Genomic DNA, 11,820 nt, shown 5'->3' on the forward strand with positions numbered 1-11,820 from the left:
GATAAATAGGAAGTCAGACCTTTGGCTTTCGGGGGAGTTCATCTGAAAAGAGAATAGCCGACCGGAGCTGAAGGTCTTTTTTACAGGCGGCAGTCTGCAGCCAGAAAAGGAGAAACTATGGGAATTATTCGTGCGGCAGTTGGCTCTGTGTCAGGAGCGCTGAGAGACCAGTGGAAGGACGCGGTAGAACCCGTTGATATGGGGGCTCAGACGCTTTTTACAAGAGGCCTGCAGAAAAAAGGACAATCTTATGTGAAGGGCGGAGAGGTGATCTCCAATGGCTCTGTCATCCATGTCTACGACAACCAGTTTATGCTTCTGACAGACGGAGGGAAGATCATCGACTATTCTGCAGAGCCTGGGTATTTTGTGGTGGATAATTCCTCACAGCCGTCTCTGTTTCAGGGAGAGATCAAGAAAAGTCTGAAGGATGTATGGGAACGTTTCAAGTTTGGCGGGACAACACCGCAGAACCAGAGAGTTTATTATATCAACCTGCAGGAGATCAAGGGGATTCGCTTTGGAACCAGGAATGCGATCAATTATTTCGACAGTTTCTATAATTCAGAATTGTTCCTGAGAGCGTTTGGCAGTTACTCGATCCGTATCACCAATCCGCTTCTGTTCTATGCAAACTGTGTGCCGAGGAATGCATCCCACGTTGAAGTGGAGGATATCAACGAGCAGTTCCTGAACGAGTTCCTTGAAGCACTCCAGACGGCAATCAATAAGATGAGCGCCGATGGAGTCCGGATCTCCTATGTGGCCGGCAAGGGGACGGAGCTTTCCAGGTACATGGCGGATGCTCTCGACGAGAGTTGGACAAAGATAAGGGGAATTGAGATTGTATCGGTAGGGATTGGAAGTATCTCCTACGATGAACAGTCGCAGAAGCTGATCAATATGCGCAATCAGGGCGCCATGATGCAGGATCCGACCATCCGGGAAGGCTTTGTGCAGAGTTCGATTGCGCAGGGGCTGCAGTCTGCAGGATCGAACCCGGCAGGCGCAGGGGCAGCCTATATGGGAATGGGGTTTGGCATGCAGTCGGCAGGTGCTTTTTCCCAGTCTGCAAGCCAGATGAATCTGATGCAGATGCAGATGAACCAGGCAGGCGGACAGAATCCGTACGGACAGCAGAATCCATATCAGCAGCCGGGGCAGTATGCACAGAACACACAGGGCAGCCAGCAGGCATCGGGAGCTCCGGCAGGAGCTCGTGCCAAGCAGCCAGGAGAATGGTTCTGCCCAAACTGCGGGCATCTGAATGCCGGAAAGTTCTGTACGGAGTGCGGGACGAAAAAACCGGAGTAACTGAAAGGATGAGGCGGCCGGGATGAACCGGAAGAAGGAGTGCTTGTATGGCAACGATTACATATAAGTGTCCCAATTGCGGCGGCGGGCTGAGGTTTGATCCGAAGCTGCAGAAGTTCAAGTGCGATTTCTGCCTGTCAGAGTTTACCCAGGAGGAATTGGAAAAGCTGGCACCGCAGCAGGCAGGAGATCAAACAGTTTCAGAAGAGGAAGCCGCATATCTCGGACAGAAGGAGAAAGAGCCATCCACTGAGGGAAAGAATGAGGGCCAGACGGGGGCGGTTTTGTATACCTGCCCGAGCTGCGGTGCGACCGTGATCACGGATGAGACAACCGCTGCGACCTTCTGCTATTATTGCCACAATCCGATCGTTCTGGAAGGGAAGCTGTCGGGGAAATATCTGCCGGACAGACTGATCCTATTCAAGTACGATAAAAAGAAAGCGGAAGAGATTTTTCTGGACTATGTCCATCATAAACGCTTCGTGCCGAAGGCTTTTTTCACAAAAGACCAGGTTGAGAAGCTGTCAGGCGTGTATTATCCGTTCTGGGTATATCATGCTTCCGTTGATGGACAGATGAGTGCAGCTGCAAACCGAATTCGGACATGGGTGACAGGCGACATGGAATACACAGAAACCAAGGTATTCCATGTGGAGAGAGGCGGACAGATTGACATTCAGAATCTGTCCAGAAATGCACTTCAGGAAAGCGATAAAAATCTGATCAATGCGGTTATGCCATTCCGGTTTGGAGAGGCAAAGCCATTTACCATTGGCTATTTGCAGGGATTTGTTGCCCAGAAGCGGGACATCGAGTCGGAACAGATCGCAAAAGAGATGCAGGACAGGGCAAAACGATATGCAGAGCATGCTCTGGAGAGGACGATGGAGGGATATTCAGTTGTCACTGGAAAACAATCGTCCTTCAGCATAAAGTCGGAGCAATATGCATACATGCTTCTTCCGGTCTGGCTGCTGACATATAAGGCTCTGGACGGAGCAAAATATTACTTTGCCATGAATGGTCAGACAGGAGAAATTCATGGAAGGCTTCCGGTCGACATGGTGAAGCTGTCGGCTTTTGCCGGGGCACTCGGAGGGAGCCTGTTTGTGATTGTCCTGGCACTGTTATATTTTCTGATGTGAGGAGGACTGTCCATGAATATCAGAAAAAACAGAGAAGACAGCATTTTCAGGCTGGGGACGATATTTTTCCTGCAATTGGCTGCAGCAGTCCTGGTCATTTCGGGCGTGTACAGCGCAAATGCATTCGGAGCAGAGCCGGAGGAGAAAACAGAGCTGATCTATGCATCCGGCAGCAGGCTGGCCAGTGTGGAGGATCGCGCACAGCTGCTGACGGAAGAGGAAGAGACAGAGCTGCTCAAGCAGGCAGCAGAGCTCTCCCAGAAGACCGGATATGAGCTTCGACTTGTCACAACAGATCAGACGGAAGGAAAGACAACGCAGCAGTTTGCGGAGGCGTACTTTGAGTCCCTGACGGATGATGGCCCGGAAACAGCAAGCGGAGCCAGCTATGTCATTGACATGGATAACCGTCAAATATACATTGCAACCTATGGCGGTCTGCAGTATTATCTGACAGATACAAGGGTCGATGCACTATTGGATCATGCGTATGAGTATGTCAGCGAAGGGGAATACGATCAAACATTCGAGAGTATGCTAAAGGACACAGGCCGGTATTACAGGAAGGGAATCCCGGATGGAACTCGGATCGTAAACCAGGATACAGGGGAAGTGACCGTTTACCATAAGCCGAAAACCGTTACGCCTGTCAAGGTGCTGATTTCCCTTCTGGCAGGGACAGCCGGTTTTCTGGCATTTTTCGCATCTGTGAAGAGCGCGTACTCCATGAAGGGAATTTCGGGAGACGGGTTTTCGGAGAGAGATCAGGTTGGGCTTACCCTGAAAAGACGAGATGACAGGCTTGTAAATCAGTTTGTAACCTCCAGGAGGATCCCTAGAAATGATGGCGGCGGAGGGTCATCCGGCGGCGGAACAACGTCAACGCACACGACATCAGGTGGCTATTCGGCAGGCGGAGGCGGAAGAAGTTTCTGAAGATGCAGAATGAGCAGAAAAAGTATTATGTAGTGACACAGAATGCGATTCCGGAGGTCCTGTTGAAGGTTGTGGAGGTGAAAAGACTCCTGGAGGGAAAGAACCCACCTTCAGTGATGGAGGCAACCGATCAAGTTGGAATTTCGAGAAGCTCCTTTTACAAATATAAGGATGATATATTTGAGTTCCATGAGAATGTAAGGGGAAAGACCATCACATTTCTGATCGAAATGAGGGATGAGCCGGGGCTTTTGAGCGATGTACTGATGATTGTCGCCAAATCAAGAGCAAACATTCTGACAATCCATCAGTCTATCCCGGTATCGGGAATGGCTTCGACGTCGATCAGTGTTCAGGTGATGCCTGAGACCGGGGATGTGACGGAGATGATGGACCAGATCGATGCGATGGATGGGGTAAAGTCGCTGAGAATTCTCGGAGCAGAATAGACAGACAGTTGACAGATATCAGGAGGAGAAGTGACATGAATATCGTTTGCCTGGACCTTGAGGGAGTACTTGTGCCGGAGATATGGATTGCATTCTCTCAGGCGAGTGGAATTCCCGAGCTGAAGCGGACGACTCGTGACGAACCGGATTATAATAAGCTGATGCAGTGGAGACTGGGTATTCTCCGGGAACATGGGCTGGGACTCCGCCAGATCCAGGATACAATTGCAACGATTGATCCGCTTCCGGGAGCCAGAGAATTTCTGGAGAGACTTCGCGCACAGACGCAGGTAATCATTATCAGCGATACATTCACACAGTTTGCTTCACCGCTGATGGAAAAACTTGGATGGCCGACGTTGTTCTGCAACACGCTCGAGGTTGCTCCGGATGGAATGATTACAGGATTCAGAATGCGGATTCCGGATTCCAAGCTGAATACAGTCAGGGCGCTTCAGTCTATCGGCTTTGATACCATTGCGTCCGGGGATTCGTTTAATGATCTTGCAATGATCAAGGCAAGCAAGGCGGGATTTTTATTCCGCACGACCGATCAGATCCGGAAGGATTATCCGCAGCTGCCGGCTTTTGAAACCTATGATGAATTGCTGGAGGGCATCCAGAAGGCCCTGGCAGAGTAATAGAAACAATCGTATAAAAAGAGGAATCCCGCTTCCATAAGGAGCGAGATTCCTCTTTTTTCTTGTTTTGCAGCTGCGGCTGGTATTGATGGAAAATCAAGTACCGTATGGGTCACGCTGTCCGGACAGCTCTACATAAAAGAGCGCTTTTGTGACAGCTATGTATGGCTTGACACAGATATAGGCTGTGCCAAGGGAGAGAATGGAAAGCACCCAGTAGCCAATGAAAGAAAGGTTCAGCACAAACAGCTGCATACGGTGACCGTACATCATCCTCCGGCTTTCCCGGAGGCACTGCAAAAAACTGTAGTCCTGATGGTCAATGAATAAGAACAGAGCCTGGTCATATAACAGATAGAATACGCCATAGAGCAATGCGGACACCAGCAGACAGAGAATTGCGATTCCCGCAAACTGAAGGTCTGATGAAAGCGAAACACCAAACATTGAAGTTCTTGTCCCCTGAAGAAGAAATGCAAAAATCAGATAGACAAGAGGGAAGGCACACAGGTACTTTATGACGGTCAGAGCCATGGAAAGAAGCACCAGTCTTCCGGTGTGATAGCGGAAACCGAGAAACAAGTCTCTGATTCTCGCGTGACCTGTTCGCGCAATGTTCAGGGAAAGAAAGCAGTACCCGGTCTGCAGCAGTGTGGAGACAGCAAACAGGATCAATGAAATCAGCAGATTCAGAGAAGAACCGAGAATATTTCTCCTGGAGGAAAAAGAAGCAAGATCTCCGAGACAGAACAGGACTATGTTCAGGACACTCATGATGATGGAGGCAAACACGGCGAATGCGTAGCAATCGATCAGGATTGCGCGGCTGCGGGCCTTCAGACTGAAACTGGTCATATCACACGGCCTCCGTTCAGTGTAGCAGAGACTTCATTTGCGCTCTGAGAAGCAGTGCCAGACTGGGCAGTATCGGACGAAGTACCATTCTGCTTGTCCGCTCTGTACTGGCCTGACAGAATCTCCCGCAGAAGAGCTTCTCCGCTCTTGGGTGATTCGTCGGTTGAACCAGTCTCGGCATCCGGATCAGTGTAGTACTGGTAAAGCTGCTCCACCTCAGCACGAAGCTGTGGATTATGCATATATGTATAGACGGCAGACACTGTCAGAACAGTTGTCAGTACGGCAGCCGCACTTGCACAGGCCAGAGCAGCCTTGGCACGAGGAACAAGAGGACCATCGCCTCTCGAAATGAGTGCCAGGATGATTGAAACGGATGCACATGGAAGCGATATAAAGAAAATCTGAAATGACGCAAAAGCGACAAGCGCCAGGACAAAGGATACTGTGACCATGACAGATCGGTTATCGGAATGATTCATAAAGGGCCACCTCCCGGTATATTGAGATACAACAAGGGACTGCCTTGTTATTTATTTCCTATCTTAACACGCAGTTTTTTTATGAACAATCCGGATGGGTTTAATTCATGAAATCTTCACATCTCATCGCGAAAACGCTGCAAAATGGCATCCGTCCCCTTGCTTGACAAAGGGTTTTATCGAAAGGATAATAGGAACACTGGACGGAATTCCGGCGCCCGGCAGCAAAGGCGCAGACAGAATATAATGAAAGGGCAGATATCAGAAAAGATGGCAGAGGTAGACCGTGTCAGTCAGGTTACAAATAATCGGTTTCTGAACTATTATGAGCTCAACACGACAGACCGGATTGGCAATCACAAGAAATATTATATGTGTTCAAGAAGAGAGTCGGCAGAAAAACTGGATCTGATGACCGGAGCTGACAGACCTGATGGTGTTGTCATGTTCGCTTTATACGGGGAGGACGGAGACCGGGTGGTTCTGGTTCATCAGTACAGATACCCGCTTGGCGCCTATATCTATGAACTGCCTGCCGGCCTTGTCGAGGATGGAGAGCGGGTTGATGAGGCTGCCCTGCGCGAGATGCGGGAAGAGACAGGACTTGAGTTTCATCCTGTGCTGTCTGACTCCGGATATGAGCGGCCGTTCTATTCATCGGCAGGAATGACAGATGAAAGCTGCTGTATGGTTTTTGGAACTGCCGGTGGGACAATCAGTCAGAGTGGCCTGGAGGATACGGAGCAGCTGGATGTGGTACTCGCGGACAGACAGGAGGCAGCACGGATTCTGAGGGAAGAGAATGTTGCAGCAAACTGTGCATTCATGCTGATGAACTTCATCAGCTCGGCAGATCCGCTTGCGTTTCTGCATCAGCGTGCCGGAGAGGGGCAGTTATGAAGAAGGTGGCAGAGGCATTCACTCCTGATGATACGTTCAGACTTGGGTTTCAGATGGCGGAGAAAGCGGCTCCGGGAGATGTCATCGCGCTCCTGGGCGATCTTGGTGTTGGAAAAACTGTATTCACAAAGGGATTTGCAGCAGGTCTTGGCATACAGGAAGACATCAGCAGTCCGACATTTACCATCCTGCAGCTTTATGAGGAGGGACGGTTGCCGCTGTATCATTTTGATGTATATCGAATCGGCGACCCGGAGGAAATGATGGAAGTCGGGTGGGACGACTATGTCTATGGGAATGGCGTCTGTCTGATTGAGTGGGCAAACTTGATAGAAGACCTGATGGAGGAAATTCCGGACGGGAAGCTGAAGCGTGTCACGATTGAAAAAAATCCGGAAAAGGGATTTGATTACAGAAAAATTACGGTAGAGGGATAAGAGATGAAAATACTCGCGATTGACTCATCTGGAATGCCTGCGTCAGCTGCCGTCGTGGAGGATGGAAAACTGATTGCGGCGTATACTGTGAATTATCAGAAAACGCATAGCCAGACCCTGCTTCCGATGATTGATGAACTTTCTCGTGCGATTGAACTGGATAAAACAACCCTGGGAGCAGTAGCTGTCTCAGGCGGACCGGGTTCCTTTACAGGATTACGGATTGGATCAGCAACAGCAAAGGGAATTGCGCTTGCATTGAAGATCCCGATCATCAATGTCCCGACATTAGAGGGGCTCGCATCCAATTTTCATGGCTGCGGCGAGCTGATCTGTCCGATGATGGATGCCAGAAGGACGGAAGTATTTTCCGGGGTTTACACGTATCAGGATGATTTATCATCTGTCAGCCCGGATAAAACCTCACTGGTTGTTCTGATGGATCAGAAGCCTGTTTCAGTTGAAAAATTGTGTATCAGGCTGAACGAGATGGCAGAAAAAACCGGGAAGAGACTGATTCTTCTTGGGGATGGATGCGTGAAATACCGGGACATCCTGAATGAGAAGCTGATGGTACCATACCGGATTGCTCCGTTGAATCTTCTTGAACAGAGGGCAGCATCTGTTGCATTGAGGGCGGAAGAGCTGCTGGCAGCCGGAAGGACAGAAACGGCGGAGGAACACAGGCCGATTTACCTCAGAGTTTCACAGGCGGAGAGAGTCAGAAGCTGCAGACTTGCGGAAAAGAACCCCATCCGGATCAGACCCGCTGAGGAAAAGGATCTTCCACGGATTGCGGTGATGGAGAAACTATATTTTTCTCTGCCATGGAGCGAGAAGATGCTGCGGGAATCCCTGCATCAGGCGCAGTATACGATGCTGGTTGCCGAGGACTGCACAGATGGCGAGTTTGCGGGGTATGTGACATTACTGAATGCTGCCGGGGAAGGCAACATCATGAACGTTGCAGTCTCGGATGCTCTGAGAAGACAGGGAATTGCCGGAAAGCTGCTGACCGAGGCTATGCGGCGTGGAAGAGAACAGGGGATCAGCGACTATACCCTTGAGGTGCGTAAAAGCAACAAGGCTGCTGTATCACTTTATGAAGGGCTGGGATTCCGGACAGAGGGAGTTCGGAAAGACTATTACGAACAACCCAGGGAGGATGCACTGATTATGTGGAAGAGGAAGGAAAACTGACCCATGCTTGATGTCTGTCTGCTCGGCTGCGGCGGAATGATGCCGTTGCCGTACCGCCATCTGACAAGTCTGATGGTGCGATATAACGGAAGCAGTCTTCTGATTGACTGCGGGGAAGGAACCCAGGTTGCGCTGCGCAAGAAGGGATGGAGCTTCAAGCCGATTGATGTCATCTGCTTCACTCATTTCCATGGGGATCATATCGGCGGCCTTCCCGGTCTTCTTCTGACGATGGGAAATGCGGAAAGGACGAAGCCACTGACACTGATCGGACCGAAAGGGCTTCCCCGGGTTGTGAATGCACTGAGAGTCATAGCACCGGAACTGCCATTTGAAATTCAATATGTGGAAATACAAGGGGATGAGCAGGAATTCACGCTGAATGGTTATCGCCTCAAGGCATTCAAGGTCAATCACAGAGTGCCCTGTTATGGATATACAGTGGAGCTGGACAGAAAGGGCCGGTTTGACCAGGAACGCGCAAAGCGAGAGGAAATCCCTCTGAAATACTGGAACCCGCTTCAGAAGGGGATGACGATTACAGCAGAGGATGGCAGGATTCTGACGCCGGATTTGGTGCTGGGACCGCCAAGAAAGGGACTGAAGCTGACCTATACGACCGATACACGGCCGACAGCCTCGATTGTCCGCAATGCGGAAAAAGCAGATCTGTTCATCTGTGAAGGGATGTATGGTGAGGAGGAGAAGCTGGTGAATGCAAAGGATCACAAGCATATGATGATCCGGGAGGCAGCTTCTTTAGCAGCGGATGCGGGGGTGAGAGAACTCTGGCTGACGCACTATAGTCCCTCACTGACACACCCGGAGCAGTACCTGAAGATGGCAGAGACAATTTTTCAACAGACAAAGTGCGGAAGTGACGGACTGAGCTGCGAGCTTGACTTTGAGGACTGAACGAAAGATGGAAGACACAAAAGAAATCAGAATATTGGGAATCGAAAGCTCCTGTGATGAAACAGCAGCTGCAGTTGTTGTCAATGGACGGGATGTGCGGTCCAATATCATTTCCTCGCAGATTGATATCCATACGCTCTATGGCGGTGTCGTGCCGGAAATCGCTTCCAGAAAGCACATTGAGCGCGTCAGTCAGGTTGTGGAGAAGGCGCTTGAGGATGCACAGATGACGCTCGATGATATCGATGCTGTCGGGGTGACCTATGGGCCAGGGCTTATCGGTCCGCTTCTGGTCGGAGTATCTGCAGCAAAGGCGATTGCATGGGCAAAGGATCTTCCGCTTGTCGGGGTGCATCACATCGAAGGACATATCAGCGCAAACTACATTGAGAATAAAGAACTTGAACCGCCCTTCGGGTGTCTGATTGTTTCCGGAGGTCATACGCATCTTGTGCTGGTAAAGGACTACGGAGAGTATGAGATCCTGGGGAAAACCTGCGATGATGCAGCCGGGGAAGCATTCGACAAGGTAGCCCGCGCAATTGGCCTGGGTTATCCGGGAGGTCCCAAGATTGACAAAGTGTCCAGAGAGGGCGATGCGGACGCCATTGTGTTCCCGCAGGGGAAGGTCAGAGGGTCGGAGTATGACTTTTCGTTCAGTGGCTTGAAAAGTGCGGTGCTGAACTATTTGAACGAATGCCATATGAAGAGAGAGGAAATATGTGTACCGGACGTAGCGGCATCCTTTCAGAAGGCAGTGGTGGATGTGCTGGTTTCACATGCCATGAGAGCGGTTGAGGAGTTTCATTTCCGGAAATTTGCGATTGCCGGAGGAGTTGCGTCCAACAGTGCTCTGAGGCATGCGATGGAACAGGCCTGCCAGGAGAGAGGGGTAGCTTTCTATCGCCCGTCCCCGATCTTGTGCACCGATAATGCAGCTATGATCGGCGCTGCAGCATACTATGACTACAGAAAAGGGATTCGCTCCGACTGGAGTTTGAATGCCATTCCGAATCTCAGACTTGGAGAAAGGTGATCGTATATGCAGAAAAATGCAGCCGTGATTCTGTCTGCGGGAGCAGGAAAAAGGATGCATCAATCGATGCCGAAGCAGTATCTCAGCCTTTGTGGAAAGCCTGTGATTGCCTGGACAATCGAGGTATTTCAGCAGAGTCCTGACATTGATGAAATTGTACTCGTAACGGGACCGGACCAGGTCATGAAGTGCCGGGAAGAGATTGTGAAGCGGTATGGACTGACCAAGGTATCCAGGATCGTTCCGGGAGGGGAAGAGCGGGGAGATTCTGTATTATGCGGTCTCCATGCACTAAGTGACGATATTTCCTGCGTGCTGATTCATGACGGGGCCAGGCCGCTTGTCAGCCAGGAAGTGATTGTACGTGCGGCAGAAGCTGCTGCTTTATATGGGGCTGCAGCAGTCGCTGTACCGGCCCGGGATACAGTCAAGATTGTGGATGAGCAGGAGATGGTGGTCAGCACACCTGACAGAAGGACACTTCGAATGATGCAGACACCGCAGGCTTTTTCTTATCCACTGATTTTGGCTGCGTATGAGAAGGTCTTTGCAGATGGTGTAACCGTGACGGATGATGCCATGGCAGCAGAATACGCAGGGGCGCGTGTGAAAATTGTAGAGGGCGATGTCCGAAATATTAAAATTACGGTGCCTCAGGATCTATTACTGGCGGAACTGTTAATCAAAGAGTGGAAACGCACATGATACGTGTTCATAAAAATTCCAAAACGCCAAAAACCATAAAAGTAAAAAACCGTAAAAAATCGTAAAAATCTTGCTCATAAAAATGAAAAAGAGTGTTGACATTCTATCAGTAGGATGATATATTAATCGAGCGCTGCAGAAAAGAGCAGCACGAAACGGTTTTGGAGAGGTATCGAAGTGGCTATAACGAGGCGGTCTTGAAAACCGTTTGTCCGCAAGGGCGCATGGGTTCGAATCCCATCCTCTCCGTTTGATCGGAGATGAGATTCGATCATAATCAATAATATGTGACGAAGGCAAAGTCATTAAATTGTAGGGCAACAAGTATTTCTGGAGAAGTACCCAAGCTGGCCGAAGGGACACCCCTGGAAAGGGTGCAGGTCGTTAAAAGCGGCGCGAGGGTTCAAATCCCTCCTTCTCCGCTGCATCGGAGTGATATCGATGCTTTGAGCACCTTGATAACTGAACAGTGAAACAACCTTGAAAGTTCTGAAAAGTTTTATTTTAAGGAACTGACCTTTAAACAGTAAAAGGGATAAGAGATGTCGGCAGCATCTTTGATCCGAATCAAATTTTATTCGAGAGTTTGATCCTGGCTCAGGATGAACGCTGGCGGCGTGCTTAACACATGCAAGTCGAACGAGGTATAAGGACGGAAGTTTTCGGACGGAAGATCTTGTACTGAGTGGCGGACGGGTGAGTAACGCGTGGGAAACCTGCCCTGTTCCGGGGGATACCAGTTGGAAACGACTGTTAATACCGCATAAGCGCACAGCACCGCATGGTGCAGTGTGAAAAACTC

At 50.1% G+C, this 11,820-nt stretch carries 13 protein-coding genes, 2 tRNA genes and 1 rRNA gene; 14 read left to right on the top strand and 2 right to left on the bottom strand.

All coding sequences use genetic code 11. The features are described 5' to 3' along the window. Positions 1-117: 117 nt before the first annotated feature. From FYJ35_RS11610 to thrH, 5 genes are read left to right on the top strand one after another with little or no spacing between them, the layout of a single operon-like run. Positions 118-1,314, top strand: a complete 1,197-nt coding sequence (locus tag FYJ35_RS11610; RefSeq protein WP_154526714.1) for an SPFH domain-containing protein — start codon at positions 118-120, stop codon at positions 1,312-1,314. A 47-nt stretch (positions 1,315-1,361) separates the two neighbouring features. Beyond that, positions 1,362-2,462 (top strand): TFIIB-type zinc ribbon-containing protein, encoded by a 1,101-nt coding sequence (locus FYJ35_RS11615; protein ID WP_154526716.1) that lies wholly within the window; start codon positions 1,362-1,364, stop codon positions 2,460-2,462. Positions 2,463-2,474: 12 nt separating this feature from the next. Continuing rightward, entirely contained in the window at positions 2,475-3,398 is a 924-nt protein-coding gene (locus FYJ35_RS11620) for a TPM domain-containing protein (protein ID WP_154526718.1), read from the top strand. Between the two features lie 2 nt (positions 3,399-3,400). Next, a complete protein-coding gene (locus FYJ35_RS11625; RefSeq protein ID WP_154526720.1) occupies positions 3,401-3,847 on the top strand; it encodes an ACT domain-containing protein in 447 nt (148 codons plus the stop codon). 35 nt (positions 3,848-3,882) lie between these two features. Next, positions 3,883-4,488: a bifunctional phosphoserine phosphatase/homoserine phosphotransferase ThrH gene (gene thrH, locus FYJ35_RS11630; protein WP_154526722.1), complete on the top strand. Its 606-nt coding sequence runs from the start codon at positions 3,883-3,885 to the stop codon at positions 4,486-4,488. 96 nt (positions 4,489-4,584) lie between these two features. Here thrH and FYJ35_RS11635 read toward each other — a convergent pair whose 3' ends face one another. Then, positions 4,585-5,343, bottom strand: coding sequence for a DUF975 family protein (locus FYJ35_RS11635; RefSeq protein WP_154526724.1), 759 nt, complete (start codon positions 5,341-5,343; stop codon positions 4,585-4,587). Next, positions 5,340-5,825 (bottom strand): hypothetical protein, encoded by a 486-nt coding sequence (locus FYJ35_RS11640; RefSeq protein ID WP_154526726.1) that lies wholly within the window; start codon positions 5,823-5,825, stop codon positions 5,340-5,342. Before FYJ35_RS11640 ends, FYJ35_RS11635 begins: the two co-directional genes overlap by 4 nt. A gap of 270 nt (positions 5,826-6,095) precedes the next feature. Here FYJ35_RS11640 and FYJ35_RS11645 point away from each other — a divergent pair, with 270 nt between their 5' ends. From FYJ35_RS11645 to FYJ35_RS11685, 9 genes are all read left to right on the top strand, one after another. Beyond that, a complete protein-coding gene (locus FYJ35_RS11645) occupies positions 6,096-6,725 on the top strand; it encodes an NUDIX hydrolase (RefSeq protein ID WP_154526728.1) in 630 nt (209 codons plus the stop codon). After that, on the top strand, positions 6,722-7,162 hold the full coding sequence (gene tsaE, locus FYJ35_RS11650; RefSeq protein ID WP_154526730.1) for a tRNA (adenosine(37)-N6)-threonylcarbamoyltransferase complex ATPase subunit type 1 TsaE: 441 nt from the start codon (positions 6,722-6,724) through the stop codon (positions 7,160-7,162). The genes FYJ35_RS11645 and tsaE overlap by 4 nt, the downstream gene beginning before the upstream one ends. A gap of 3 nt (positions 7,163-7,165) precedes the next feature. Continuing rightward, positions 7,166-8,362 carry a tRNA (adenosine(37)-N6)-threonylcarbamoyltransferase complex dimerization subunit type 1 TsaB gene (tsaB, locus tag FYJ35_RS11655; protein ID WP_154526732.1) on the top strand — a complete coding sequence of 399 codons (1,197 nt, stop codon included), beginning with the start codon at positions 7,166-7,168 and terminating at the stop codon, positions 8,360-8,362. Positions 8,363-8,365: 3 nt separating this feature from the next. Continuing rightward, on the top strand, positions 8,366-9,277 hold the full coding sequence (locus FYJ35_RS11660; RefSeq protein ID WP_154526734.1) for a ribonuclease Z: 912 nt from the start codon (positions 8,366-8,368) through the stop codon (positions 9,275-9,277). Between the two features lie 7 nt (positions 9,278-9,284). After that, a complete protein-coding gene (gene tsaD / locus FYJ35_RS11665; RefSeq protein ID WP_154526736.1) occupies positions 9,285-10,313 on the top strand; it encodes a tRNA (adenosine(37)-N6)-threonylcarbamoyltransferase complex transferase subunit TsaD in 1,029 nt (342 codons plus the stop codon). 6 nt (positions 10,314-10,319) lie between these two features. Continuing rightward, the gene (gene ispD / locus FYJ35_RS11670; RefSeq protein ID WP_154526738.1) at positions 10,320-11,018 is read left to right on the top strand and encodes a 2-C-methyl-D-erythritol 4-phosphate cytidylyltransferase; all 699 of its coding nucleotides are present in this window, start codon (positions 10,320-10,322) and stop codon (positions 11,016-11,018) included. Between the two features lie 163 nt (positions 11,019-11,181). Beyond that, positions 11,182-11,267 (top strand) — tRNA-Ser (locus FYJ35_RS11675). 83 nt (positions 11,268-11,350) lie between these two features. Further along, a tRNA-Ser gene (locus FYJ35_RS11680) sits at positions 11,351-11,440 on the top strand. 152 nt (positions 11,441-11,592) lie between these two features. Beyond that, a 16S ribosomal RNA gene (locus tag FYJ35_RS11685) occupies positions 11,593-11,820 on the top strand; the annotation flags it as partial.

This window comes from Porcincola intestinalis (genome assembly GCF_009696445.1).
GTDB classification, from domain to species: domain Bacteria; phylum Bacillota; class Clostridia; order Lachnospirales; family Lachnospiraceae; genus Porcincola; species Porcincola intestinalis.

Excerpts from the sequence above, each read along its gene's own strand:
- ispD (WP_154526738.1), top strand. The coding sequence starts at position 10,320 with ATGCAGAAAAATGCAGCCGTGATTCTGTCTGCGGGAGCAGGAAAAAGG.
- FYJ35_RS11625 (WP_154526720.1), top strand. The coding sequence starts at position 3,401 with ATGCAGAATGAGCAGAAAAAGTATTATGTAGTGACACAGAATGCGATT.
- FYJ35_RS11660 (WP_154526734.1), top strand. The coding sequence starts at position 8,366 with ATGCTTGATGTCTGTCTGCTCGGCTGCGGCGGAATGATGCCGTTGCCG.
- thrH (WP_154526722.1), top strand. The coding sequence starts at position 3,883 with ATGAATATCGTTTGCCTGGACCTTGAGGGAGTACTTGTGCCGGAGATA.
- tsaE (WP_154526730.1), top strand. The coding sequence starts at position 6,722 with ATGAAGAAGGTGGCAGAGGCATTCACTCCTGATGATACGTTCAGACTT.
- tsaD (WP_154526736.1), top strand. The coding sequence starts at position 9,285 with ATGGAAGACACAAAAGAAATCAGAATATTGGGAATCGAAAGCTCCTGT.
- FYJ35_RS11635 (WP_154526724.1), bottom strand. The coding sequence starts at position 5,343 with ATGACCAGTTTCAGTCTGAAGGCCCGCAGCCGCGCAATCCTGATCGAT.
- FYJ35_RS11640 (WP_154526726.1), bottom strand. The coding sequence starts at position 5,825 with ATGAATCATTCCGATAACCGATCTGTCATGGTCACAGTATCCTTTGTC.
- FYJ35_RS11615 (WP_154526716.1), top strand. The coding sequence starts at position 1,362 with ATGGCAACGATTACATATAAGTGTCCCAATTGCGGCGGCGGGCTGAGG.
- tsaB (WP_154526732.1), top strand. The coding sequence starts at position 7,166 with ATGAAAATACTCGCGATTGACTCATCTGGAATGCCTGCGTCAGCTGCC.
- FYJ35_RS11620 (WP_154526718.1), top strand. The coding sequence starts at position 2,475 with ATGAATATCAGAAAAAACAGAGAAGACAGCATTTTCAGGCTGGGGACG.
- FYJ35_RS11645 (WP_154526728.1), top strand. The coding sequence starts at position 6,096 with ATGGCAGAGGTAGACCGTGTCAGTCAGGTTACAAATAATCGGTTTCTG.
- FYJ35_RS11610 (WP_154526714.1), top strand. The coding sequence starts at position 118 with ATGGGAATTATTCGTGCGGCAGTTGGCTCTGTGTCAGGAGCGCTGAGA.